This is a genomic window from Mesorhizobium sp. M0306 (assembly GCF_040321655.1).
Taxonomy (GTDB): Bacteria; Pseudomonadota; Alphaproteobacteria; order Rhizobiales; family Rhizobiaceae; genus Mesorhizobium.
The window spans coordinates 62722-86014 of record NZ_JAMYRY010000027.1; the positions used below are offsets into that span (position 1 = coordinate 62722).

A 23293-nucleotide genomic window follows, 5' to 3' on the forward strand; every position below is an offset into this window, starting at 1 on the left:
GACCGCGACGCCGGCCAGGATCAGGCCGGCGACGCCTTCGATGCTGCGCGAGATAATGTCGAAATAAGCGCGGCCGACTCTCGAAGAAATACACCAGGCGTTCGCGAAACAGAATCGACAGCGCCGCGAGTTCCGGCCATTGCTAGATGTTCGGCCCACAACTTCTGCACGTCGACGATCCGGGCGCCTGGCGGTGGGCGCTCCGGTCCTGTTTCGAAGATAATGCGCCGCCGGCCGGCGCAGGCACAGCTGCCACGTATTGCAGCAGACGGCAGAGGACGAGAACGTCGTCCACAACGCAACTCTCGACTCGAAGTCGTAGCTGCATCATATGGCCTGTTCACCAAGCGGGCCTTGGGGGCTAGCACGAAGTCGGGCACCCACTTTGGCACCTCCACTTGCGCGACCAGTAGTCCGCTTTCCTTCGCAAATGCCATGTGGCAAGACGGATGGATGGCGGCGGACAGCGAACATAAAAGCATCTCTGCGAGAGCGTTGGGCATCGCATTATCAGCTGCTGCCCTCGTGCCGCATTTCACAACCCCAGCCTTTGCCCATGCTTCCGAGCGCGGCTATGTCATGCTCCTGCCGACCGGATATTATGTCGTGGGCGGGGCGGTGGCCGTAGCCGCGAGTTTTCTGGTTCTGGCTGTCCTCCCGCCCAGGCTGCTCGAACGCATTTCGGCATCCCGCCTGCCAATTGGTCAATTCGGCGACGCCGCGCGCATTTGGATCAGCATGCTCGCCTTCGCGGTTCTCGCCATACTCGTGGCGGCGGGAATTCTCGGCAGCCGAGATCCGCTGTCGAATCCACTTCCGCTAACGGTGTGGACGCTGGTCTGGGTCGGACTGACATTGCTTCAGGGCGCAATCGGCTTTTTTGAGCCGCCGCACATGTGCGGCTAGCGGCCCAAATGGGCGCTTCAGCGCCAACAGGCGAACCAACACGTACGTCCGCAATGGGCCTGATCCCGGACCTTCGCATCGAGCTCTCACATGTCCGCTCGCGTGCTGGGTACCCTGGGAGCGGACGGTCTGCTCGGCCCCATTTCTGCCGCCTCGGACCGCGTGGGTAGTGGGAGAAATACGGCCCGATTCCATTCATCCGCTCCCGGCTGTCGCAAAAGTTATATAGCGCAAACGATGACATAGGGGTTCTCAGTTTCATCCTGTCGGGCGCAGCATTGCCGCAGTTCGCTTGCCGACAACTATTCCTGCTGGAATTGACAGGGCCAATCTTCAGGCCTCGTCAAGCCAGAAGGCAACTCGGTCCGGGCGTCTCCGCAAGCCATGTTGAGCTGCCACTGGGACAGACCCACCGAATTGGAAAGGTCGACGCCCTCGATACGGGTCAGAAAGAAAAAGGCGCGGTCAAAGTCTATCGGCGCGGTGAACGTCGCTCCCCGGAAGTCCGCCCGTGCGAGATTGGCAAACGAGAAGCGGCTGCCGCTGATATCGGCGTCATGGAACTGCGCACGCCCCAATTCTGCCTTTGTGAAATCAACATTGGTCAGATTGGCGTCCTGGAAATTCGAGCGCTGTATTTCCGCGCTCGCAAACACAGCGCCCTGCGCGTCCATACGGCTGAAGTCGGTCCTGTAGGCCTCGATTCTGTCGAACCGGGCGCCTTTGGCGGTCGAGTCGGCCAGGGAAGCACGCACAAGCGTTGCCTTCTCAAGATTTGCGGCAACGAGATTGCTGTTCCTGAGGTCGGTCGAAGTGAAATCAACACCGAACAGGTTCGCCCCGCTCAGGTCCTGTCCTTCTAGGATGAGAAGCTTCTTGTCACACTCGTGCCAATTGACGCCAGGCGTCGCGGCTGCGTCGCAATTCTGAGCAGCAGTGGCGTTCTGCCAAGCAAACACAGTGCAAACCGCTAGAACCAAGCCGGATGCGCCGTAAGCTCTGGTTCGCCTCAAAGTCATTGTTGCTGGACCTCTGCTACTCGCCGACACTCAACCTTACCACATCTGCTGACACTCGAGCCACGGTGACCACCGCCGTCACAGTTAGCGCATTTCTCATATTCAAGCTTTGATGTTGATCAACCGATCAACCCGCGCGTAGGGCGCGATTTGCGAGCGCCTCCCCATATCATCGGCGGTCCAGCAGAGATTCATTTGTCACCGGCCAGGCGCATCATTCCGCAGGTATGCTTGACTAAGCCGAGGAGAGCGGTCGTTCAGGCTGGCGAAGTCGCGTGCCAAGATTGGCCTCCGCTCTGGACGTTTGTCTCGCTAATGAGGAGCCTGCTCGGGTGCTGATCGCCACCGCCGGCGTCCGCTGCCGACAAGCGCGAATCCGCTTGGTTCCGCACCGATCGGTACTTCCCGACGGCGAGGTTGACCCGGCACGGGGTGCTCGTCGCATATCCTGATTCCGCTGTCGCATGAACCCCACGACTTCGCTTAGCGAGGCCGAAGTTGATCTCTGCCATCCACCAGGTCGAACCATCAACCCCGCATATTTGTGGCGAATTCCACGTAGAGATCGTCCCCAAGGGCCGCTATCCGAAAGAAGGCCAGACGCGCGCCGTCGGCTCCATCCGCCGGCTGATCGACAATCATGGCGCTGAGCATGCACGGTTGGTCCTGTGTGTCCTGGCTGAGGGCCGCGGCGAACCACGCGCTCACCGAAGAAAGCAGCCTGACGGCCGTCTCTGACTTGCTGCTGGCCGGTCCGGACCTAGTGGAGCAGGGCATGGCCGCCGTGCTCGAGGTTTTCGACGCGATCCCGCTCGGCGCATACATGGCGATCGTCAATGAGCTGCGCGGCCGCCTTCATCAGGGGCATGCGCTAGCTGGGATCCTTACCGGCGCCTCCGGGAGAGCTCGCTAACGCAAAGGAGACTATTCGGTCCTGGGATGGCCAAGGCGGACGCCAGCGAGGCTGAAAAAGGCCGGCAGGGCTTCACCAAGCGCCAGCGCAGCCGCGAGGAACTGATCGCACTCGGCAAGAGGATGCTCGCGGTCAAGGCGTCAGTGCCTCATGGCGAGTTCGGACCATGGCTGCGCGATCAGCCTATCACGTACGATTTGGCTTTGCAGGCGATGCGGCTGGCCCGCGGCTGCTGACTAGAAGCGATCGGCCGAACCAAAGAAGAGGCGCTCCCTTGTTTCGCGCCGTATCCCCATCTAGCCTGCACTATTGTCAGTTGAGGTGACGGGTATGAAACAGAATCAGGTTGGCATTCAGCGATCATTCGCAAGCAACGCATTGGCCATCGGGCTTTTGATATCGAGCATATCTCTGGCAGGGTGCACTACAGTCTCAAATAGCGGTGCGGATGGTCGACGCCGCCGTCCGGCACCTATAAGGATACTGTCGTTGTGACGGTCACCTTTTGAGATAGGCGCATGGAGCCGGCGCTTGCTGGGGATTGCCCAGGCCCGGCACGATGCTCCGCCCGACCCCCTACTCGTGCCGGGCACACTCCTCCGGCTCGTTAGTCACTGCTCTCAAGCGGCTCCCCTATCTCGAAGACGCTCCCGCGTGCTGAGCAGGCGGTTGATCAATTGACAAGCAGCGTGTGATCGTAAGGGTTCGCCAGCAGTGGTCCTCCATCGCACCAGCCTCCCGCATCGGCTGCGGCGTCCGATACCCTGACGTGAGGATCACCTTCACGCAAGGAGATCGGTGGGCGTAATCCGGGCGGGCGCGTTGCGCAAGTCTATTTCGCGCCAAAAGGGGCGAGGGATGTCCTAGATTAGACTGGACCAGGCGCATAAGCGTCGGAGGCGTAGCCGTCGAAAACGAACTCGTGTTTGAGGTTCCGGTCCGCGGAACAGCAGTTATCCAGAAATGGAACTGACTTTGAACGGTTTCGCTTGCCCGGTTGACAATCGAGGGGTCCCGTTCGGCAATCACCAAGCCTTTAAACTCCACGAGCTGTAAGCCCGTCCGTAAAGCACCCTTACCTTTAGTCGTAATACACGACACGGTCCCGTCCTTCCGACTTGGCGCGGAAGAGCGCCAGATCGGCCGCCTTGATGAGGTCATTTGGCGTGTGGTTCTCATCAGGCACCATGGTTGCAACACCGACGCTGATTGTGACCCGCTCAGAACCGTGGGGAATGCTCAAGGCTCGCACGCTCTGCACGAGCCGCTCGGCCATAGCGCCCGACTGCGCCTGCAAAATATCGACCACCACCACGACGAACTCTTCGCCGCCGTAGCGCGCCGCGAGATCGGTCGAGCGGTTGCAACTGCTTTGGATTACACTGGCGACCTGCTTCAGCACCTCGTCGCCTGCCATGTGGCCATAGGTGTCGTTGTAGCGCTTGAAGTGATCGGCATCGATCATAAACAACGACAGCGGGCTCTTCGTGCGGACCGCGCGCTTCCATTCCGCCGCGAGATATTCATCGAAGTAGCGCCGGTTTCCCAGACCTGTGAGACCGTCAATCCGTGTGAGACGTTCCAGCTCGAGATTCGCGCGCATTAATTGCCGCTGGCTTTCTCGCAGGGCCCTGTATGCCTCCTCTCGCTGAACGTGGTCAAGATAGGCCCGGGAGTGATAACGGACACGAGCGACCAACTCGATACGGTCCGGCAGTTTGACCAAATAGTCGTTCGCTCCGGCCTCGAATGCCTCGCCCTTGATGGCCGGATCTTCTTTACTTGACAGCACGATGACGGGGACAGAATGCGTCGAGGAATTCTTTCGGTATTGCCGTACCAGGTCCAGCCCATCAACGCCCGGCATGACAAGATCCTGCAGGATGACCGTTGGCTTCACTTCGTCGGCAACTGTAGTCGCTTTGAGCGGATCAGTGCAGAAGTGGAAATCTATGTCCGGCTGGTTTGCGAGCGCGCGCCGGACCGCTTCACAGATCATTATCTGGTCATCCACCAGCAGAACCATTGACGAGTAATTGTCTGCCAGGGGTGAGACGAGATTGGATTTGCCCGTCATAGAATAACCTTTCAGCAAGATCGGCCGCACGCCTCGATTAGGCGCGGGGCGATTGAGTCAAGTGGTAGGATCTCGACAGCGGCACCGATGGCAGCGGCGGCTTTGGGCATCCCATAGACCGCACTCGACGCGCTGTCTTGAGCGATTGTCAAATGCCCTTTGTCGCGTAGCAGCTTGAGCCCTTGGGCACCATCTCTACCCATGCCCGTGAGCAAGACACCGATCACGACACCCGGCCACCACTGCGCGGCGCTCTCAAGGAATACATCTACGGAGGGACGGTAGACGTTGTCGTGCGGCTTCGGGGTATAGCCGAGCTTGTGGGCTGACTTGAAGACGAGATGATCAGCCGTGGCCGCAATTAGAACGGTGCCGGCCTCGGGCTCATCTCCTTCGCGTGCAGGACGGATTGGAAGTGCCGCATGCTGGCCGAGCCAGTTTGCAAGACCGGGTACGAACTGCGCATCGAGATGCTGTACGAGAACTATTGCGGCCGTGAAATTGCTCGGAAATGCGCCGAGGATCGCGGCAACAGCTGCCGGCCCGCCCGCAGACGCGCCGATGGCGATAAGGTGCTGTGCCGATGACACAGACGGGGGCAATGTCCGTGTGCCCCAATTTGAAGACGGCGCGTCACGTACGAGTTTGCTGATCGTCGTTATCTTCTTGATAATAAGCTGTGCGGACCGTCCGGACCCCGGGCCGTCAGAGCCGATCGAGGGGATGTCGACCGCGTCAAGCGCACCATACCCCATTGCTTCATAGACACCAGGAATGTTGGCCTCAATGCTCGCCGTGACCAGCAGAATCAGGCATGGCGTCTTCGCCATGATCCTGCGCGTAGCCTCGACGCCATCCATTTCCGGCATCACCAGGTCCATGAGGATCAGGTCCGGGAGGTCTCGTTGGCAGGCCTCTACTGCCTCACGCCCATTAACGGCGATCCAGGCCACCTGATGTTCCGGGGTTGATACAACCAATCGCCGCAGAAGCTCGACCGCAAGAGGCATATCGTTGACGATAGCGATCCTCATTGATGGATACACACGCTGCGCCTCATTCTGTCGCCTGGCCGATCAGGTCGACGACTGCATGGAGCAGTGTCTCGTCGTGGAAACTTCCTTTAGTCAGGTAGTAGTCCGCGCCGGCGTCCAGACCTCGCCTGCGATCGTCTTCGCGATCTTTGTACGACACGATCATGATCGGGGTGTTCCCGAGCCGGCTGTCCTTCTTCATCAAGGTCACCAGTTCGATGCCGTCCATGCGCGGCATATCAACATCGGTGATAACAAGATCGAATGGTTCAGACCGTATGGCGTTCCATCCATCCATACCATCAATCGCCACCTCGACCTCATAGCCGTTATTGTCCAGCAGCTTGCGTTCGAGCTCACGTACCGTCAAAGAATCGTCGACCACCAGAACGCGCTTGCGCCTCCTAAGATCGGGGCTGGTAGTACCACGCCGCAAGGTGCGTAGGCCGCCGGATGACGCGAGCTTGTCTACTGATCGGATCAGATCGTCGACATCAACGATAAGCACGGGCGAACCATCTTCCATCAACGCCGCCGCGCTGATGTCCTTGACCTTGGCAAAGCGAGGATCTAGCGGCCGGACCACCAACTCGCGCTCGCCCAGGAAGCGATCGACAATCAACCCGTGGGTTTCACCGCGATTACCATTAATCAGAACGACTGAAAGTTCATCGGCGTCTGCTTGCGGCTCAGCGCGGTCAAGAACCTGGTGCGCGGTGACTAGTCCGATCTGTCGATCCTCGAAGCGGAAATGCGGCCGGCCTTCGAGCAGTTCGATGCGCGTGCGCGGCAACTTTATCGTGCTGGCGATGCCTGCGAGCGGGAAGGCGTATGGCTCTCCGTCAATGTCGACGAGCAGCGTGCGGAGCACCGACAAGGTCAACGGCAGCTGTAGTTGAAATCGGGTTCCGAAGCCGAACTCTGAGGAGACGGTTGCGAGGCCTCGGACCTGCTTGGCCATCGCCTGTACGGCATCGAGCCCCACGCCGCGTCCGGAGATGTTGCTAACCGTCGCTTTCATCGAAAAGCCTGGCAGAAACAGAAATTCGAGCAATTCCGCTTCGGCAAGTCTGCCGACGGTCTCCTCTGTCGTCAGGCCGCGCGCCACGATCGTCTCGCGCAGCTTGTTCAGATCGTTTCCCTTCCGTCGTCCGCTACGATTATCTGCAGCAGGCCCGCATTGTGCCGTGCTTCGAGCCTGATGACACCTTCTTCAGATTTGCCGGCTGCTATACGTTCGTCGGTCGTTTCGAGCCCATGGTCGACAGCATTGCGGAGGAGATGGCCGAGTGGTGCCTCGAGTTGGTCCAGGATGTCGCGATCGATGCCAGTTGAGCCCCCGACGATGTCTAACCGCACGTTCTTCCCCAAGGTTCGGCCAAGGTCGCGCACCGTCCTTGAGTAGTGCCGGACGCCATCCTCGAAGGGGCGCATCCGGCTCGCCAGCGTTTCGTCATAGAGTCGATTCGCAAGGTCAGTGGCTCTGCGGTCAATCGAGTCCAATTCGTTAAGGCGCTCTGCGAGGAACGTCTGGCTCAGCCGAAGTTTTTGCAGCGCCTCTGCCAGTGCTTGCACCGCCCGATCGTCCTTAGGAATCTCGGCCAGTGCGTCGCCTAGCACGTCGAAGGCAATGGCCAGATCCGACTGAATCCGTTTCAGTCGAAGTAGGCCGCCCGTAAACGGCCTGAGGCGACGAGCCTCCATCAGGGACTCACCGGCAAGCCCTAGTAAGCGGTTCAGACTATCGGCCGTCACCCGCACCATACGGTCGGAACCGACGCCGCCATAAGGTTGAAGAAGTGGTTCCGATCGAGCGAGGACGCCCGTTTCCTTCGCCGAAGAGGCCCACGGCGCCTCCTGCGGGGCAGCATTTGAGCCGGCGAGCTCCGTCTCTGATACTGTAAGCACCTTGGCTGTCGATGGGGAGGATGCCTGCTCAAGCGCCAGCAGAAAACCGGCTATTTCCAGTTTGGCGCTCTCATCGGCCGAGGCAGGCTCACTGGATATGGATCCGAGGAGATCGACGCCTTTCAAAAGTGTATCGATGTGCTCGCGACTCAGGCTGAGACGACCCCGCTGTGCGGCGACCAGGCACTCTTCCATCGCGTGCGCAACTTCCACCGCCGGCGTCAGATCGACGATCCGGGCCGCCCCCTTCAGCGAATGGGCAGCCCGCATGCAAGCGTCGAGACTCTGGGCGGACACGGGATCGCGTTCGAGCGCTAGCAGACCGGACGTCAGGGCCTGCGACTGCGTCTCCAATTCGGCCCGAAAGAGGTCGAGCATCGAAAATTGGCTGTAGTCCGCGCCGCTCATGCGATAGCTCGATCGAGCATGGCCAGCAGCAGCGCCTCGTCCAGACAACCGACCGCGCCCCTTCGCCACGAGACCATGGCTGCCGTCATGGTCGAGGACGCCTTGCCAACGGTAGCAGGCACGGCAAGCTGGTCGCTCTGTTTGAATCGATAAATGCCGTGCATTTCGTCCACAGCAAAAGCAACGCGCTTGTCGCTGTTGCCGACGACGATAAGACGCGGAAATGCCTTGGTCCGCGTGTCCTGTACCCGCGTTTTGCGGTCGTCTACTCCGAGCAGTTTGGTCAACGAAACGCAAACCAGCAATTCGCCTCGAACATTGACAATGCCGAGAACCGCACTGTTCCTGCGATGTGGCAGCGAATGAATGCTACGCAGCTCGGCCACTTCTTGGAAGCAGCCAACCGGAAGCGCCAGCCATTCCTCGCCGAGACGAAAGACAACGACCGTCTGAAATGCACTGCCCTCGGCATTCCCGACTGCTTCATCGGTCCTTGCCTGGGCAAAATGTCGGGCCCACTCGTCGCGATAGCCGGGCGGCAGCGGACGGTTCAGGAGGTTCCGTGCGATTTCCTTATAGGTCGGGCAGTTCCGGCAGTGGAGATGCTGCTCCAGTTCAGGGCACGATCTGTCACCACGAACGCCTATTTGCCGCCAGCAGTCGCCGATGGCGATGTCCGGCACCGATGATACGCTACCGGGCTCAGCTGACGTCAAGTGCCGCTCCTTTTCCCAATCCGACCGAGCCGCCCGGTGAGGGCCTCGGCACCGGCGATGTCACCCTGCTTGCGAAGCAGCAGCGCAAGATGCGCGAGGGCTTCTTGATGGCGGGGTTCGAGATAGAGGGCCTTGCGATAGTTCTGGATCGCCTCGGAACGCGCATCTTCTGCATCCTGAGCTAGCCCGAGCAGATAGAAGATTTCCGGCGAGGGACCGTATTCCCCGAGATGCGTCAGCGCGAGTTCCTTTGCTTCCGCAACTCGTCCGGCATTGGCGGTGCGTTCTACAGAAGCGAGGCTTTGGGCCGCCCGCTCGGACGGGTGGACGGAGCGCTCCACTTTCGCTGCATTACTGGAGGCCGGCCGGATCGGGCTCAGCACTTTGCTGACGTCAGAGATAGGAGCAGGGGTGGCCGGACCGAAGCGCGACTTGGAGGGTGCAACCGTCTGGGGCGCCTTAGCCGGCTCCACGTTCGTGAACGCAAATGCCATGGGTAATCGCGCTGAAGCAAAGCCGTGCAGAATCGGAAGGCCTGATTCCGCTGGACCGACGAGCAGCAGGCCATCTGGCGCGAGGAGGGTCTTCAGACAAACCAGCGCGCGGTCTTGCAGGTTTCGGTTGAAATAGATCAGCAGGTTGCGGCAAAAAATAATGTCGTACGGTGCCGGCCCATACGAGGCCGCAGGATCAAACAGGTTGCCAAGCCTGAACCGGACTTGCTTCAGGACCCGCACCTCAGGCCGTAGTCCGCCTTCGGCCGCTTCGAGATAGCGTCCTCTGAATTCGAGAAAATCGCCGCGAAATGAGTTGCGCCCGTAGACGGCGCGCTCCGCGGCCGTGAGGTTGCCCGTGCTCACGTCGACTGCGTCAATCTTGAAATCCTGTGCTCCGAAACCAGCATCGAACATGGCCATCGCCATCGAATAGGGCTCTTCGCCTGTCGAACATGGTAGGCTCAAGAGCATTACGGGTTGACCCGGCCGCATGCGCGCCCGTGCATGACGCGTCATTGCAGTGAAAGCTTCACGATCTCGGAAGAACCATGTCTCCGGTACGACAACCGCGTTGATCAGTTCCTGGAGCTCGGATGGGCAGCCAGCCAGCAATTGCCAATAATCTTGAAGCTCACTGATCTGGCAGGCTGACATCCGCTCCCGGAGCGCGTGACGGATCACCGACAGACCGACAGTGCCGCTGTCCAGTCCAATCGTTTCCCTCAGTAGCTGTTCGACCGCACCAAACATCATGAACTCATCGCGACCTGACGGAACAACGTTTCGCGAATGTCGTCCGATAGCAGCGCTTCGGCCCTGACCCACTGGACAAGTCCTCTATCGTCGGACGCCACGGGGCCCAAGTAGGGCGGAGTTCCCGCCTCCATCCCGGACGGCGCGAAGTCAGAAGGATCCCGCTCGAGCATATCGGTCGCTCGTTCAGCAACAAGCGCAAGCAGGTGGTTCTCACCATCCTTGGTTGGATAGCGTATCAGAACGATTCGTGTGCTCAGCACCAGCACCGAGGGGCGGCCAAGCGCAAGCAGGCTGAGATCGATCATGGGAACGGGTAAGCCCCGGCAGTTGATTAGGCCTACTACGCCGTTCGGCGCGCCCGGCAGCGTTCTCACGCCGATGTAAGGCAGGATCTCTTCAACCTGCTCCATGTCCAGCACATACCGGTCGCTACCTATACAGAACCCGAGGAATAGCATTGTCGTCCTAGCTCGCAGGCACCTCTCGTAGCGCCCGCAGTTTGAAACGGGAAATGCTGCTGCGTAACCCGCCCGAAACCTGATTGAGTTCGTCGATCGCGAGCGTGGATTGCTGGAGGGATTCAACCGTTTGCTGAGCGGCTTCGCTCAATTGTGTCAGCGTCTCACTGATCTGCGCTGCGCCCGTTGCCTGGGCCTGCATTCCTTCATTGGCGACTTCGAAGCGTGGCACCAAGCCCTGGACCTGCTGAATAATCTCGTAGAGTTGGCCGCCGACCTGCTGCACATCTTGCATGCCACGTCGGACCTCCTCGGAGAATTTGTCCATGCCCATGACACCGGCTGCGACGGCGGATTGAATTTCCTTGACCATCTGCTCGATGTCGTATGTCGAGACGGCGGTTTGGTCGGCAAGCCGCCGGATCTCCGTTGCCACGACCGCAAAGCCTCGCCCATATTGCCCCGCCTTCTCAGCCTCGATTGCGGCGTTTAGCGAAAGAAGGTTGGTCTGGTCGGCAACCTTGGTGATCGTGGTCACCACCTGATTGATATTGCCGGCCTTCTCGCTCAGAATCGCAAGTTTGGAATTAATCGCGGTGGCGGCTTCCATGACGTGCTGCATGGTTGCCTCCATGCGTGCCAGCCCTGCTTGTCCGCCGGTGGCGAGCGTGGCAGTTTGCTCGGCGACCGCAGAAACTTCGCTCATCGTTCGTACGAGCTCATTGGAGGTTGCCGAGATTTCCTTGGCGGTCGCTCGGATTTCGGTCGTAGTGGCCGCGATCTCATTTGCGGTTGCCTGCTGTTCCTTTGAAGTGGCGGCCACCTCGGTTATCGATGTGTTGACTTGAATGCTGGATTTCTGAACCTAGCCTATCAGCGTGGTGAGATCATCGGCCATGGTGTTGAAGCCCTCAGCCAGCGTGTCAAACTCGTCCTTGCGCTTCAAATCGAGGCGCCCGCTGAAGTCGCCCAGGCGCATTACACGGACGAGATCGACCAATCGGCCAAGCGGGACACTAACGGCACGGAATAGAAGATAGCCGCACAAAAGGGCCAAACCGAGTGCTACGAGGAACCCGGCAATCAGGCCCAACTTCGCTGTGCGGACGATCGAACCTATCTTTTGGGTCGAGCTGTTTGCCTCTCCTCTATGGTCCTCGACCATGGCTTGCAGAGCCGATTGCAATTTCCGAAAGATCGGCTCCACATTGTTCTTGATGGCCGGGCGCTCGTTGGGGATCTCTCCCTTCGCCAACGCGGCACGACTGGCATCCAGTACGGCGGCTTCGGCTTGGCGGAATTGATCGGCGAGGTCCTTGACGACAGCGTAGTTCTGCTTGTCCAAATCGGACTCAATGGTCTCTTCATACTCGTCCATCGACCGTTGCAGGGCGTCGCGGTTCGCCTTGATGGTAGCCTCGAAAGCCCGCTTGTCGGCAGGATTGTCCTGAAGAGCATATTCCTGGAGAAGACTATGGGCATCCATCTGTCCCATCATGATCTGGGTGCTGTGATAGAGGTCCGGAAGAGTTTCCTTTTCCACGCTGGTCGCTTCTTGCTCCGTCTGGAGAAACCAAACGTATGTAATGATGGCCATAACCGACATGACAACCAGAACGGCCGCGAAACTGGCGAGTATGCGGCGGCGTATCGTCAAGCTGTTCATCGGGCTCAGTTCCGCCAGGGCGCTAATTGATTTGTTGGCACGACTAGCCCAGCACCGCGTTGCGACTATGCCGAACAGGCGAGATTCATTCGAATCGCGGAATCTAATGTTGGAAACGTTTCTTTTCCGTTCACGTCGCGCCCACAAGCCGCCTGCGAACGGCATGTACGCGTCCAAACCAATGGCCGATCGCATCGGCCGCAACTGGAAAGTATCTCCAACATCGAGCGCGGCAAGCAGCTCCCTCCATTGAAACGCTCGTGAGTCGCGCGTGTTCTCAGCGACGGATTGCTTCGAAGGCCTGGCAAGGGGGCGCGCTGTTTCGCGCGAGAGCGCACATAGCTCCAGGTGGAACTCCTGGAAGCGCCGTGCAATTGGCGCCTAGGCTTGTCAAAGTGGAGCGCGTGCAGGTGAGGCCTGCTTGCCGTGCACGCTTTGCGCTGGCGCAAATCTGATTTCATTTGTCGCGGCTATGGCCGTTAGCCTACCCACGAGGGCGAAACACTCGCAAAGTCAATCATTGAGACTGGAAACGCTAACCCGATACGCGACTGGCGCCGCCGGTTGAAGATAGGGCCAGCGACCAGCAGCGTGGTCGCCGAGTGCGGCCGCGGGAGCTTGTGCCGGCCGCGCCAAGGAGCGGATATATCAAATGGAGCGAAATTCTTAGCCATTCCTTCATCCATCTTTTCGTTAAATACCCCATGGAAATGGGGCGCATGGTTCGGTGTTTGCGACGAGGCGTCGGGACGAGCGGCAACGTTGCTACTATTTTTGCCCTATCTTTGCCGATTGTCGTCGGCGCAGCGGGTCTCGGTATCGAGACCTCCTACTGGTATTTTAGCAGCCTGAAATTACAGGCGGTGGCGGATGCGGCAGCCTATGCTGGCGCTTTGGAAAAGGTTTCGGGATCTGACAAGCCGACGATTGTCTCCGCCGCGACACTGTCAGCGACGACCAACGGCTGGGACCCGTCAACAGGCACAATCGAAATCTTCACGCCACCGTCCTCTGGCCCGAATGTCGCCCAAAAGGCCGTCGAGGTCATCGTCCATCAGACCCTCGATCGGTTTTTTACATCGATATTCACGCAAAACGCGATCGGCGCACGGGCAAGAGCGGTGGCTTTTATCACTGACGCCTCAAAGGCCTGCGCTTTGTCGCTCAATCGCTCCGCCCCGAGAGCGGCACTGTTTTCCGGCAGTTCGACCATAAAAATGACGGGCTGCTCCGTGATGTCCAATTCCATTGCCGCCGATGCGATCAAGCTTCAGGGATCGGCAAACCTTCAGGCCGACTGCCTGATATCGGCCGGCGGTGTTTCGTTGAACAACCCCGTGACGACTGTTTGCGCCAGCCCGATAACCCAGGCCTTACCCGCTGGTGATCCCTTTGCCGACCTGCCGGCGCCACCAGCCACAACTCCCTGTCAAAACTCGAAATTGTCGACCCTGAACCCCGGGACATACTGCAGCGGGCTGAGCTTGAGCGGCAATGTTGCGCTCGCGCCCGGCGTGTACGTCATTCAAGGCGGTGATTTCAAAGCGAACGCGAACGCCAATGTTTCCGGCGACGGAGTCATCATCTATCTGGCCGGCAGCGCGGGCGTCAGCATGAACGGCAACGCCACCATCAAGCTTAGCGCACCGACGTCGGGCACGTATTCCGGTGTCCTGTTTTACGGCGACAGAGATAACCTGACGGGATCGAACACGTTCAATGGCACGGCGGACTCGCTTTTGACCGGCGCTCTGTATTTTCCAACACAGGACGTCAATTATCTCGGCAATTTTTCTGGCAAGGGTGGTTGCACGCAGGTCGTCGCCGGTACCTTGCAGTGGTCCGGCAACACGAGCATCAGCCAGGATTGCACGAGCCTCGGAATGCGTAATATTCCGGCGACGCAATCCATTCGGCTTGTGGAGTAATCTTCGTGGAACGGCGATCCGTCCGGATGTTCCGGAGCGATTCGGGTGTTGCTGCGGTGGAGTTTGCGCTGATTGTGCCGATCCTTTGCCTGGTACTTCTTGGCGTCATTAACGGCTGGTCTTTCGTATCAAGCGCGCTGTCGATGCGTGCAGGCGTCAAAACGGCGGCCAATCTCGTGATGCAAGGCGCAGCCGACGACGCGGCTACCCAAGCCGTCGCCCTTTCGAGCTGGGATAATCATCCCGATGACGCGCAGGTGACGCTGAGCCGGAAATATATGTGCGGGATCACCGTGGTCGATCCATCTGTCCTGTGCGACAGTTTGAAAGCTCCCGCGGTTTTCGTTGTAATACAGGCGACAACCACCTGGTTCCCGCCCTCCAGTTTTGGCGAGTTTTCCCTCTCGCGCGAGCTCAGCCACCAACAGGTGATTCGTGTTCGCTAAAGGGAGAGCCTTCATACGTGGGGCATCAGGCGGAGCTGCATTGGAGTTCGCGCTGATCGCGCCTATTCTGATAACGCTTTTGATCGGCATCTTCGCATTCGGCTGGGCTCTGAATGCCATGTCGAGTGTTCGCTACACGCTGGAAACGTCCTCACGTGCGCTGCAAATGAAGAACTCGCTGACCGAAGCCGAGATAAAAGCGATAGCCACGGCAAAATTGCTGAGTTTGGGATTAAGCGATGTCGATATAACAATAGCAATCGACGCCCCCAGCGGCGGCTTTCGCATGGCCCATCTGACCGCCAAATATGCGTTCGTGATCGAATTCCCGTATTTCGACCGGTATCCGATTAATTATGCGACAACCGTCACGGTTCCTTTGATTGGAACATAAGGCTCATTCTAGTCGGACGCCGCAGCTAGTTCTCCATCAAAAAACCTGCAGCGAAGCTCTTCCTCGCCGCAAGGTGCTTCACGCGGGCTTTGATCCCCGGCTTGACCCATTGGGGTCGCCGGCGGCCTTGGCAAGCCCTTTGGTAGGAGGCCGGCATGCTCCTGAAACGTACTTCCAAAACCGATCCCGCATGTCACGCCGCCTCTGACGATAACGCTATGTTCATCAGCCAAGCTCAATTATCTGGCAGACCAAAAGCTACACGAAGCGACAGACGCCGGGAATTAGGCGAAATGGCTGAAGACGAACAGAGGCGCCAACGCAGGCAGCGCGTCTTCAAGGGCGCAACAATCCTGACCGGCATGACCCATTCCGAGGTCACGTGCACGGTGCGCAACATGCATGCCGGCGGCGCCGAACTGAAGGCCTCGATCGACGCTCGCGTCCCCGACGAATTCCTGCTCTATGTGCCGACCGACGGCATCGCCTACAAGGCGGTGGTTCGTTGGCGTCGCGAAGACCGCATCGGCGTCATGTTCACCGGCACCGAGCCAAAGCCGCACTGGCACTACGGCTAAATCCCCTGAACCACACCTGGTAGCCGTATGCTGGGCGGTGATTGACCCCGTTCTTTGGACGCCTTGTTCCTCCTCCAGAATTTCTTCGACTTAGGTGGCCGACAACCATTCTGGCGCCGACTGACTGCTCGCTTCCATTATCGGTTTGCCGACCATCGTTGCCTTCCCTTTGCTTCGGCCTGGGGCCTGCAGCACCGACACGGCACCCGGTAGCGGGTGCCGCCTTCATCTTTTCATGCCGTCGCGAATCGTCACGTGATCGGTCCGAAAGGTGATGGTTTTGGTCCGTCGAGACGACAGCGACATTCGCCTGACTGGGAACGACAGGGTCAGAGTGCCTGTCATATCAGGGAACCTCGTGCAATTTGTCGACCAGCCCACAAAATTCCAAAAAAACGGACCGTTCGCTTTGAGGTTGAGTTGCGCCTTAGTGCTTCCCTTGTGATCTTCCTCAGCGTCCGCTGTTTTGACAGGGAGCGCATTGGTCATTCGGCCCATCGCGCTTTTCTGCGGCCCGCCGTTTCGCCCGACATCAGGGAACGATATCGCCCCCCATGTATTAGAAACCCACGGACACTATGGAACCCCACGGCCACGGGATGGCGGCCGATCTTTTGACATCGGAAGTTGCCAATGCCAGGCAGCGCATCCACCGGACCGAGCTCGCGCTTCAACGCACTGAAGAAATGCTGGCCGAAAATCTCGCGCTGTGCAGCAGGATACGAACTGCGGTCGAGGCCGCAGACCGCTTGGTGAAGATCAATCCCCCCAGCTTTGAAGGACGTCGTGCGAGTTGAACTGGGCCGGCGGTTCATTCGTCGCGACCTTCAGGCCACCCGGCGCCACCACTCGCGCTCAAGCACGGCGGCAACCAGGTCGACAGACGGCGAGCGCGGCTCATGGTGCGCGGCCTGGTGCTCGCGAGGAACCTGTCATCGGGCATGCGCTCCACTGCCTCGAAATGCCATCGCGCGCGCGGCGTTAGCGCCAACAGAAGGAAGACGCGGGGCCTGAGGCCCCACACCCCCACTCCGTTCCGCTTCGCGGACGGATATGCTCGTCCCTCGCTCATGCGGCACTATCCGGTGTTGAGCCATATTGCTTTTGAGAGCGAAGGATGCGGCTGATCGCCGTCGCATAGCGGCTGATCTCGGCGTCGATCTGGCTTGGGGTAAAGCCTCGGCGTTCGAGCTTCTTCCGCTCCTGTGCAACATGCAGCGACCAGTAGCGCTGTCCGGCTTGGCAGGTGCGAGCGTTCAGCGCGGTTGGTGTCGTACTGGCGATTCTCGCCCGCTACCAATCGCGTTACTATGGTGGCGTCGACACCACTCCGCTGTACATCTATCTGGCTTCGAGATGAGGTCTTTGTCGATCGCATTTGGGAATCACTGGGTGCTGCCACGGCTTGGATGGAAGAGGTGGGAGAAAACGGTGGCGCCTTGCCGGCGCTTTGAGCGCATCGCAAATCGCGCTCGCGCAGCGGCGGCACGAAACCGGTCACTGGACGGAATCTCTTCGCCGTGACCGACCATCCAGATGGAGGATCCTGCGGTCACGGCTCGGCACGACAATGCGGAACTCGGTGCAATTGGAATTCACCTGGTCCGGCTTCACGGAAAAACGCAATGACCGACTGACGCGCCACATTATCGAGCCCTTCGTACCGAAATGTGACGCTTGTCTCACCGATCAGCGCGTCATGGGCACGACCGCGACGGCTACGCGTGGTGCCGCGCACCTCGAACATGTCTCGGAAATCGGCATCGAAGTGGAGACGGACCGGCAACGCAATCTCGTGCGCGGAGTAGTTGGTGAAGGTAATGCGCTCGAGCACGGGGGTCTTCGCGCGAGCCAGTTATCCGATCTCCCGCTCAGAAATTTCTACCAAATATTCCGACCTCCTGATGGAACCCATTCGTTGCGGGCGAGTTGCGGCTCATTGGGACGGACTTCCCGAACATGACAACCAGCAACAAAGCAGACCATCAGTCTGTCTCCGAAGCGTTTCGGAAACTGATCCGTTCCGAAGGCTATCGTCATAACGTACAAACGTTCTTAAATCTGGGGGTCGAACCAGAACTGCCGCCAACCCTACAGTCATTACTTGCGGCTATTGATCGGGCCAAACAGGCCCCGACGGAAGAAGGTCCCTAGCCGGCTGGGTGAGCGTCAAAGCGGAAGAGTACAGAGGCTCGCTGCGTGCTTGTTCTCTAATCCCCTCTTGGAAATTTCCTACAAACATTCCCTTGATTTTTCCCGACAGAGGGTCATGAATGTTCCCTTGGGTTCTCGCTGAGGTGGGAGGCCTTGTATGAACGTTTGGACGAACTGCCGACCCATCAAAGTGACTGCCAATGAGCTTGTTGAAGAGCTGATTTTACGAGCCCGGCGCGGCCAAATCATCATCTCCGTCAAAGAGACTATCGCAGCGGTGCGCCGAGACGGCCCGCATCTGGCGGAAAGTGACTGCGAGCTGGTGGAGCTTATTGTCGATCTTGCCCCAACCTTTGGCATGTTCGTCGCGTTCGACCTTCGCGAATAGCCTGATGGCAGGTTCTTCCCTCGGGTATACGTCGGGACGATTCGACCGAAGGTTGTGGACGAAAGGCGGATCGAAGCGCGCTCTATGGTCGGAGGGGTCTGCGCGCGAGCCAATTATCCGATCACCGATCAGAAACTCGAGCTAAAAATTGCTGACTGTTGCGGCCTAGCACCGTGCCAATTCGTACGATTCGTACATGGCGTTGATGTCGGTCAGGAAGTGAGTAGATTCCCCTTCGGCGTGTCCCTGGGGAGGGCCGGATGAGCGTCGCGCAAAGGGTCGGTCCGCTTCTAGAGCAAGCAATCACTGTACTCCTCAACAAGGCGGACCGTCGCGACACGGTCTCGATCAAAGCGGCGCTACGCGAAGCTCGGGAGGCTGCGCCTTATTTGGTGGCCTCCGACGAAGAACTAACCGAGGCGATCCTCGAGGCAGCAACTGCCATGGGCCTCTGCGTGCCTTTCGACGGTCGCGAATAGCTGTCAGCCAGCTTCGCTTGTCGTGACCTGGCAATGGCGACCGTGTGCTGCCATTCATTCTCGACATTCCCGCCTTGGCGTGACAGCCCTCACATTAACGCTCTCGCCGAGGACGAATAAGCATCGGATGCCGCAGATTTCCGAATGGTCCTTTGAGGCGATCGCCGCAATGGCTAGACCGACAACAAGCGAAATGACTAGGGCGACACCCACCGGAAGATGATGCATACCGGCTTCGTACCGACCGCTCGGATAAACGTCGATGAACGTTTGGAAACACCCGTCACGGACTCAGACCATCCCTAACAAATGGTTAGCCGTCCTCATCGCTGAGCCGGTTTATAGAGAGGAAACCCGCTAGCCGCCCTAAGGCCCCTTCATTGATGAAGTGGACCAAACGTGGCCCTTGCTGGGACCTCGCGGTGCGCGTTTGCATGGCCGTGATATTCGACGAGATGGAACCCGAGGAGGCCCGCAAGGCATTCCTGGCTGCTGCAAAAGAGGAGGGGACATTACTCCCCCCAATGACAAGTAGCTAACTTGAGTTGCGGTAAAGGTTCTCTGACCAACACCGCCTTCGCGAAAGGAGCCCGCCGCCCGTGAGAAAGGCGACGGACCCCCACAGCGGCTGCACATCCAAGAATCGGCCGCTGCAAGCTCTAAACCCGCGAGGGCCTACATCGTTCCTTAGCTGCGGCTAAAGCGGGGTTGGTCAGCGGGCTCTTGGCGCTCTAGACTAAGTTCCCCCTTATGGGTCCTCTCTGGTTCTCTCCCCCGGTCTACGTGAAGACGAAACGCCGGGCATTCGCAATGGGGTCAGCCACGTCGAGGGAGCCGCCCAGGAACTCATGGGGTGGGACACAAAGGGCCGAAGTGGACCAAGGCGGTCCAATCCTGCGTCGATGCGTTCCAGGGCAGCGCCTCCCCCCAAGAGGTGCGTGAAGCCTTTGAGGCGGCTGCCAAGGAGGCCAACGTGTATCTCTCCCCTGAGTAGGAGGTACAGGGTCTTGGTGTGGTGATCGAGGTATGCACGAGCTTGGTCGCCGCCATCGGGCAGAACCCACTTGGCGGCAAACCTTGCTCCATGAAATTGATGGCGCCCGTCATTATCGAAGCGGCGATGGCGAAATTGGCATGGTGAATGTTTGCAGGCGCTTGAACCCTTGGGAGCATAGCTGTTGGAGGTCATCGATATCGTCTTTTGGTTTCAGGGTGAGGTTGCGCCGGCGTTTGTCTGTCTCCAGGCCGGATACAATCAAGCGGTCTTGCAACGGTCCGGACGAACGCAGCGTCAGCGCTGCTCCGCAGCAGCGGGCTGCAGACGGCGGTCGCCAGCCAGCTTGAGGCGCAGTTGCCGCAACCACTCGCCATCCTCTCCGAGCGGATCGCAGGACAGCTACGCGATTCTGAGCACTGCCAAATCGGCCTAATTTTCCACTGCCGAATGGACGATGAGACGCGTAAGCGAGTTTCCGGACCGGAAGCTATGCGTTGGGTTGCCCAAACGATGCAGAGGCGGTGCTGTGTTGGCGCGACACGCTCGACCGCAGGTGCGGACGGCATAAGAATTTTGGAGAGGCCCGTGGTGACTGGGGATTGCGCCGGTATTGGCGACGCGCGAAGACCGGGTCGATATCTGGGGGAAGGCAGCCCCTGCGACGCAACTTCATACCGGAGACTGGAGGCCGCGCTGGGAGGTTGTTGCTTAGGCTACCAACTCAAAGTGATTGTCCGGGAGAGTTCGGCGATGTCGCCATAGATCATCGAACCTGTGACGAGAAAACATTTATCACCGAGGACTTCGAAGAATGAGCTTGCCGCGGTACAAACCGGCAGGTTCTTCGAATTGGCGTACGTGCCGAGGGGCGCGGTTTCGAGCTTACGGTCCTTGGCTTCGGCACAGCCGACACTGATCGCGAGGATTGCGATAACAATGAGAGTCGTCTTGCTCATATTTTGCTATTTTGCCCGTGGCGCCAGCTCTTGTCGGGTAAGTCGCGTGATGCATCAAAGTAGCACCGGCCCACGATCGGCTTCATCCATCGATTGGAGGAAGCGGGCTCATCCATAATTAACAATATCTTGAGGAAGGCGCCGAGCGCACCAGACTCATGGAATGGCGCGGGGCATATGTATTGGTGACGTGGTGGCGATCACAGCCACAGTCCGCAGACGGGTCACTGAGGACCACGTCAGCGTTTCCATCTCGAGCTATAGCTTTCCGCATTCGAGCATCAATCATACCAAGGTGAAGAAGGGGCAGCAGATCGAGCTTACCGGAGAGATCGCGCGCGTAGACGAGGAAGGCGGCAGGGTGACCGTCGATCTGGGACCGCTGGTGACGATCGACATCGACAAGGTCAGGCTGGTCGAGAAGTACAGGACGCCAAAGCGCAAGAAGCCGCTGCGCGACATGGTGGATTAGCTCGCGGACCGCGCTTATCCACGCGACATCGGTACCACTCAAACGAATGGCAATTTTCTGTCTGAATGCGTTTAGGGTCCATGCTCGGAGACCCCGCATGGGTATCGCGCGGGAGACAGTGACTCCCCGTTTCAAGGCGTCGAGATGCTACGAGCACCGAAAAGTCAGTTCCTTAGACCTAAAGATCGGGCGATCTGCCAGCGGGTTGTCGACCAGGTCACCGCCGACGCCAAATGGTACAGCACCCCGATAGACGGTCAGATTCTGGCCTCGACCACGCTGAATCTCTTTCAATCAGGGGTCGTAAACGAAACGAATTTGCTGGCACATGTTCGCGCGCGGCGCCACGACTTCACTAAACTGACAGGCTAGTTCTTCACCCTCGCGACATAGGCGCGAAATGTGGTTCTTCGTAGTCCGCCGGCCTATTGTTAAGCAGATTGAGCGCCCGCTTTATGTCCCGATGCAGATGGTCGATCGCTTCCCAATGCTCGCCAAATGGCTTGAGCGACAACTGCGCGTCGCGGAGTTCTACCGTCAGAAGCCACGCCTGTCGTTCAATTTTGGCGAGGTGATATTCGGAAACGGCTTCGTGTCGGCGAGGGTGCGGCATCCCGCAAAATAGGAATATATTCCGCATGCCGTCAAGGCAAATAGACTTCGTCCTGCCCTCAACGCATGCTCGCCGCGGGCATTTGGGGGAAGCAAGAAAAACAAGTTGTGTCCGTTAGTAGCCATCAGCGTTTTGTCGGGCTGCGCTACTCGCCCAGCCGACATCGAGCCCGTGCTGGTTTCGTCCAGCGTATACGCGGGCAGGTCCTGCAGCCAGTTGGAAGCCGAACGTTTCCGACCTGGCGCCGACAATGGCCGTACAACAAAGGACGGCCTGCCATGACGTGGATGGCGTGTTTTGGCTTGGCTTGCCGGTTGGCAGCATGATGGACAACACAGACATCAAGGCAGGTGAAGCCAAGCTCGGCGAGCTGAAGGGCAACATGGACGCGATCAACGCAGCCCGACGAAAGGGCGGCTGTGTTGCCGGCACTCTGTAAGCCGCTCCAACGTTAAGATTGTCGGCTTGCTTCCCGCCCTCGCGACTGAGGAGTGGTCGTTTCATCGATTGACTCGCGTAATGCACCGGCAGTTAATCTCCCCGCAAGGGCAAAAGAGGGGCTATGAAACTGGGAGAAAACGATGACTGTCCAAAAAGAAGACTATCGAACCAACAGAGCCGACTACGCCATAGCTGCCATGCATAGCCGAGCGACCGCTGAGGGCGATCGTGATGATTTGGTGGCGAGGAAAAAGTCCCTGTGGGTAACAGATCGGCGATCTGCAAAATTGGCTGCAAACCCCTCCGAAAGCTCGCCAGAACCCAAGGCAAAACCGCGCGGTAAGTGAATCGGACGCCAGCCACTTTCTTACCGCCGCGTACTTCGTTCGCATGGTTCGATTATATTAGATTTATCTAAAATACTAACCAGCCAGTCGAGCATTCCCGAACGCTCGCTGGTCAGGCCCAGCGGCCCCCCTAACCCAAGCTGCTGGGCCGCCACTCAGAGCAAAGCGTAGCATAACGGTGGTCGTCTCCACCTTGCCGGCCTTGCTTAGCATCACCTGAAAATCAGCTTCGAATCCCCGAATGTGCGGGGTCCCAGTGGCCATCACTAGACATTTCGAGATTTGCGGTTCGAGCCGGCTCCCTTCATCGGCATGAGCGGTGACGGAGTACATCATCTTGGCAAATCAACACAGCCGGCATCCTCGTCCCCTCATTCGGTCGAAAGCTAGGTGGAACAATCAGGGTGCGCAACTTGTCATCACTGATATTGCCGCTTCACCCCAGCTTTGAGCGTGCGCCCTTCCGCCTGTGCGTGGTTCACCGTTTTTTACGTTATTAGCGCACGTTTAAGCGGACATGTTGGTGTAGCTTGTACGTGCCCAAAGCCTCGGCGCAACGACCCAGCGCCGGGGCTTTTTTGCGGTATCCTTGCTCAGCATGTGCCAGATGATCATTGCAAGCTTGCGCGCAGTGGCGACGGCCGCGATGTACTTCCCGCTGCGGCGCGGCGATTAGGATGAGATTCAGCGTCAATCAAGATGAGACTCGGCGGGGGTGGTGTGACGCAGTGAGGGCGTAGCC

28 protein-coding genes are annotated in these 23293 nt (G+C 58.8%); 15 read left to right on the plus strand and 13 right to left on the minus strand.

The genetic code is table 11. The features are described from left to right. The first annotated feature begins 453 nt into the window (after positions 1-453). Entirely contained in the window at positions 454-906 is a 453-nt protein-coding gene (locus NKI95_RS27025; protein ID WP_352720525.1) for a hypothetical protein, read from the plus strand. A 302-nt stretch (positions 907-1208) separates the two neighbouring features. Here the strand turns inward: NKI95_RS27025 and NKI95_RS27030 are convergent, their stop codons facing one another. Continuing rightward, on the minus strand, positions 1209-1925 hold the full coding sequence (locus tag NKI95_RS27030) for a pentapeptide repeat-containing protein (protein WP_352466279.1): 717 nt from the start codon (positions 1923-1925) through the stop codon (positions 1209-1211). A gap of 640 nt (positions 1926-2565) precedes the next feature. On the opposite strand from NKI95_RS27030, the gene NKI95_RS27035 reads away from it, so the two are divergent. Then, entirely contained in the window at positions 2566-2838 is a 273-nt protein-coding gene (locus NKI95_RS27035) for a PDZ domain-containing protein (protein ID WP_352720527.1), read from the plus strand. A 26-nt stretch (positions 2839-2864) separates the two neighbouring features. After that, a complete protein-coding gene (locus NKI95_RS27040; RefSeq protein ID WP_352466276.1) occupies positions 2865-3074 on the plus strand; it encodes a hypothetical protein in 210 nt (69 codons plus the stop codon). An 845-nt stretch (positions 3075-3919) separates the two neighbouring features. On the opposite strand, the gene NKI95_RS27045 is transcribed toward NKI95_RS27040, so the two are convergent. The 9 genes from NKI95_RS27045 to NKI95_RS27085 are packed head-to-tail and all read right to left on the minus strand — an operon-like array spanning position 3920 to position 12358. Next, on the minus strand, positions 3920-4915 hold the full coding sequence (locus NKI95_RS27045) for a response regulator (RefSeq protein WP_031195385.1): 996 nt from the start codon (positions 4913-4915) through the stop codon (positions 3920-3922). An 11-nt stretch (positions 4916-4926) separates the two neighbouring features. Further along, complete coding sequence (locus NKI95_RS27050; RefSeq protein ID WP_352517492.1) at positions 4927-5949, minus strand: chemotaxis response regulator protein-glutamate methylesterase; 1023 nt, start codon at positions 5947-5949, stop codon at positions 4927-4929. 22 nt (positions 5950-5971) lie between these two features. Then, a complete protein-coding gene (locus NKI95_RS27055) occupies positions 5972-7057 on the minus strand; it encodes a response regulator (protein WP_352720529.1) in 1086 nt (361 codons plus the stop codon). 20 nt (positions 7058-7077) lie between these two features. Continuing rightward, positions 7078-8265, minus strand: coding sequence for a chemotaxis protein CheA (locus tag NKI95_RS27060; RefSeq protein ID WP_352720531.1), 1188 nt, complete (start codon positions 8263-8265; stop codon positions 7078-7080). Then, positions 8262-8981 carry a chemotaxis protein CheW gene (locus NKI95_RS27065; protein WP_352720533.1) on the minus strand — a complete coding sequence of 240 codons (720 nt, stop codon included), beginning with the start codon at positions 8979-8981 and terminating at the stop codon, positions 8262-8264. The genes NKI95_RS27060 and NKI95_RS27065 overlap by 4 nt, the downstream gene beginning before the upstream one ends. Continuing rightward, positions 8978-10231 carry a CheR family methyltransferase gene (locus tag NKI95_RS27070; protein ID WP_352720535.1) on the minus strand — a complete coding sequence of 418 codons (1254 nt, stop codon included), beginning with the start codon at positions 10229-10231 and terminating at the stop codon, positions 8978-8980. Before NKI95_RS27070 ends, NKI95_RS27065 begins: the two co-directional genes overlap by 4 nt. Then, complete coding sequence (locus NKI95_RS27075; RefSeq protein ID WP_352720537.1) at positions 10228-10692, minus strand: chemotaxis protein CheW; 465 nt, start codon at positions 10690-10692, stop codon at positions 10228-10230. Before NKI95_RS27075 ends, NKI95_RS27070 begins: the two co-directional genes overlap by 4 nt. Before the next feature lie 7 nt (positions 10693-10699). Beyond that, the gene (locus tag NKI95_RS27080; RefSeq protein WP_352720539.1) at positions 10700-11515 is read right to left on the minus strand and encodes a methyl-accepting chemotaxis protein; all 816 of its coding nucleotides are present in this window, start codon (positions 11513-11515) and stop codon (positions 10700-10702) included. Between the two features lie 42 nt (positions 11516-11557). Continuing rightward, positions 11558-12358, minus strand: coding sequence for an MCP four helix bundle domain-containing protein (locus NKI95_RS27085; RefSeq protein ID WP_352720541.1), 801 nt, complete (start codon positions 12356-12358; stop codon positions 11558-11560). Positions 12359-12978: 620 nt separating this feature from the next. On the opposite strand from NKI95_RS27085, the gene NKI95_RS27090 reads away from it, so the two are divergent. From NKI95_RS27090 to NKI95_RS27110, 5 genes are all read left to right on the plus strand, one after another. Then, positions 12979-14286 carry a pilus assembly protein TadG-related protein gene (locus tag NKI95_RS27090; RefSeq protein ID WP_352720543.1) on the plus strand — a complete coding sequence of 436 codons (1308 nt, stop codon included), beginning with the start codon at positions 12979-12981 and terminating at the stop codon, positions 14284-14286. Between the two features lie 5 nt (positions 14287-14291). Beyond that, a complete protein-coding gene (locus NKI95_RS27095) occupies positions 14292-14732 on the plus strand; it encodes a TadE/TadG family type IV pilus assembly protein (protein WP_352720545.1) in 441 nt (146 codons plus the stop codon). A 40-nt stretch (positions 14733-14772) separates the two neighbouring features. Continuing rightward, the gene (locus NKI95_RS27100; RefSeq protein ID WP_352642990.1) at positions 14773-15126 is read left to right on the plus strand and encodes a TadE/TadG family type IV pilus assembly protein; all 354 of its coding nucleotides are present in this window, start codon (positions 14773-14775) and stop codon (positions 15124-15126) included. Between the two features lie 293 nt (positions 15127-15419). Continuing rightward, positions 15420-15704, plus strand: coding sequence for a PilZ domain-containing protein (locus NKI95_RS27105; protein ID WP_023680838.1), 285 nt, complete (start codon positions 15420-15422; stop codon positions 15702-15704). 599 nt (positions 15705-16303) lie between these two features. Next, positions 16304-16501, plus strand: coding sequence for a hypothetical protein (locus tag NKI95_RS27110; protein ID WP_352720547.1), 198 nt, complete (start codon positions 16304-16306; stop codon positions 16499-16501). Between the two features lie 271 nt (positions 16502-16772). Here the strand turns inward: NKI95_RS27110 and NKI95_RS27115 are convergent, their stop codons facing one another. Together NKI95_RS27115 and NKI95_RS27120 are read right to left on the minus strand one after the other, a co-directional pair. Next, positions 16773-16988, minus strand: coding sequence for a DUF6074 family protein (locus NKI95_RS27115; RefSeq protein WP_352720571.1), 216 nt, complete (start codon positions 16986-16988; stop codon positions 16773-16775). Between the two features lie 268 nt (positions 16989-17256). Then, entirely contained in the window at positions 17257-17538 is a 282-nt protein-coding gene (locus NKI95_RS27120; RefSeq protein WP_352720549.1) for a glycogen debranching N-terminal domain-containing protein, read from the minus strand. A gap of 477 nt (positions 17539-18015) precedes the next feature. Here NKI95_RS27120 and NKI95_RS27125 point away from each other — a divergent pair, with 477 nt between their 5' ends. The 4 genes from NKI95_RS27125 to NKI95_RS27140 all read left to right on the plus strand — a co-directional run bounded on the left by NKI95_RS27125 (position 18016) and on the right by NKI95_RS27140 (position 19719). Next, positions 18016-18246: a hypothetical protein gene (locus tag NKI95_RS27125; RefSeq protein ID WP_023680941.1), complete on the plus strand. Its 231-nt coding sequence runs from the start codon at positions 18016-18018 to the stop codon at positions 18244-18246. A gap of 260 nt (positions 18247-18506) precedes the next feature. Further along, on the plus strand, positions 18507-18725 hold the full coding sequence (locus tag NKI95_RS27130; protein ID WP_352642983.1) for a hypothetical protein: 219 nt from the start codon (positions 18507-18509) through the stop codon (positions 18723-18725). A 383-nt stretch (positions 18726-19108) separates the two neighbouring features. Further along, complete coding sequence (locus tag NKI95_RS27135) at positions 19109-19264, plus strand: DUF982 domain-containing protein (RefSeq protein ID WP_352720573.1); 156 nt, start codon at positions 19109-19111, stop codon at positions 19262-19264. Positions 19265-19578: 314 nt separating this feature from the next. Continuing rightward, a complete protein-coding gene (locus NKI95_RS27140) occupies positions 19579-19719 on the plus strand; it encodes a DUF982 domain-containing protein (protein WP_352720551.1) in 141 nt (46 codons plus the stop codon). Between the two features lie 716 nt (positions 19720-20435). Here the strand turns inward: NKI95_RS27140 and NKI95_RS27145 are convergent. After that, positions 20436-20678 (minus strand): hypothetical protein, encoded by a 243-nt coding sequence (locus tag NKI95_RS27145; RefSeq protein ID WP_352720553.1) that lies wholly within the window; start codon positions 20676-20678, stop codon positions 20436-20438. 193 nt (positions 20679-20871) lie between these two features. On the opposite strand from NKI95_RS27145, the gene NKI95_RS27150 reads away from it, so the two are divergent. The 3 genes from NKI95_RS27150 to NKI95_RS27160 all read left to right on the plus strand — a co-directional run bounded on the left by NKI95_RS27150 (position 20872) and on the right by NKI95_RS27160 (position 22202). Then, the gene (locus NKI95_RS27150; protein ID WP_352720555.1) at positions 20872-21150 is read left to right on the plus strand and encodes a hypothetical protein; all 279 of its coding nucleotides are present in this window, start codon (positions 20872-20874) and stop codon (positions 21148-21150) included. Between the two features lie 400 nt (positions 21151-21550). Further along, positions 21551-21775: a hypothetical protein gene (locus NKI95_RS27155; RefSeq protein WP_023680684.1), complete on the plus strand. Its 225-nt coding sequence runs from the start codon at positions 21551-21553 to the stop codon at positions 21773-21775. A 238-nt stretch (positions 21776-22013) separates the two neighbouring features. Then, positions 22014-22202, plus strand: coding sequence for a hypothetical protein (locus tag NKI95_RS27160; RefSeq protein WP_352720557.1), 189 nt, complete (start codon positions 22014-22016; stop codon positions 22200-22202). Positions 22203-23293: the final 1091 nt, after the last annotated feature.

Excerpts from the sequence above, each read along its gene's own strand:
- NKI95_RS27025 (WP_352720525.1), top strand. The coding sequence starts at position 454 with ATGGCGGCGGACAGCGAACATAAAAGCATCTCTGCGAGAGCGTTGGGC.
- NKI95_RS27030 (WP_352466279.1), bottom strand. The coding sequence starts at position 1,925 with ATGACTTTGAGGCGAACCAGAGCTTACGGCGCATCCGGCTTGGTTCTA.
- NKI95_RS27035 (WP_352720527.1), top strand. The coding sequence starts at position 2,566 with ATGGCGCTGAGCATGCACGGTTGGTCCTGTGTGTCCTGGCTGAGGGCC.
- NKI95_RS27040 (WP_352466276.1), top strand. The coding sequence starts at position 2,865 with ATGGCCAAGGCGGACGCCAGCGAGGCTGAAAAAGGCCGGCAGGGCTTC.
- NKI95_RS27045 (WP_031195385.1), bottom strand. The coding sequence starts at position 4,915 with ATGACGGGCAAATCCAATCTCGTCTCACCCCTGGCAGACAATTACTCG.
- NKI95_RS27050 (WP_352517492.1), bottom strand. The coding sequence starts at position 5,949 with ATGAGGATCGCTATCGTCAACGATATGCCTCTTGCGGTCGAGCTTCTG.
- NKI95_RS27060 (WP_352720531.1), bottom strand. The coding sequence starts at position 8,265 with ATGAGCGGCGCGGACTACAGCCAATTTTCGATGCTCGACCTCTTTCGG.
- NKI95_RS27070 (WP_352720535.1), bottom strand. The coding sequence starts at position 10,231 with ATGATGTTTGGTGCGGTCGAACAGCTACTGAGGGAAACGATTGGACTG.
- NKI95_RS27075 (WP_352720537.1), bottom strand. The coding sequence starts at position 10,692 with ATGCTATTCCTCGGGTTCTGTATAGGTAGCGACCGGTATGTGCTGGAC.
- NKI95_RS27085 (WP_352720541.1), bottom strand. The coding sequence starts at position 12,358 with ATGAACAGCTTGACGATACGCCGCCGCATACTCGCCAGTTTCGCGGCC.
- NKI95_RS27105 (WP_023680838.1), top strand. The coding sequence starts at position 15,420 with ATGGCTGAAGACGAACAGAGGCGCCAACGCAGGCAGCGCGTCTTCAAG.
- NKI95_RS27110 (WP_352720547.1), top strand. The coding sequence starts at position 16,304 with ATGGCGGCCGATCTTTTGACATCGGAAGTTGCCAATGCCAGGCAGCGC.
- NKI95_RS27125 (WP_023680941.1), top strand. The coding sequence starts at position 18,016 with ATGAACGTTTGGACGAACTGCCGACCCATCAAAGTGACTGCCAATGAG.
- NKI95_RS27130 (WP_352642983.1), top strand. The coding sequence starts at position 18,507 with ATGAGCGTCGCGCAAAGGGTCGGTCCGCTTCTAGAGCAAGCAATCACT.
- NKI95_RS27135 (WP_352720573.1), top strand. The coding sequence starts at position 19,109 with ATGAAGTGGACCAAACGTGGCCCTTGCTGGGACCTCGCGGTGCGCGTT.
- NKI95_RS27145 (WP_352720553.1), bottom strand. The coding sequence starts at position 20,678 with ATGAGCAAGACGACTCTCATTGTTATCGCAATCCTCGCGATCAGTGTC.
- NKI95_RS27155 (WP_023680684.1), top strand. The coding sequence starts at position 21,551 with ATGTGGTTCTTCGTAGTCCGCCGGCCTATTGTTAAGCAGATTGAGCGC.
- NKI95_RS27160 (WP_352720557.1), top strand. The coding sequence starts at position 22,014 with ATGGCCGTACAACAAAGGACGGCCTGCCATGACGTGGATGGCGTGTTT.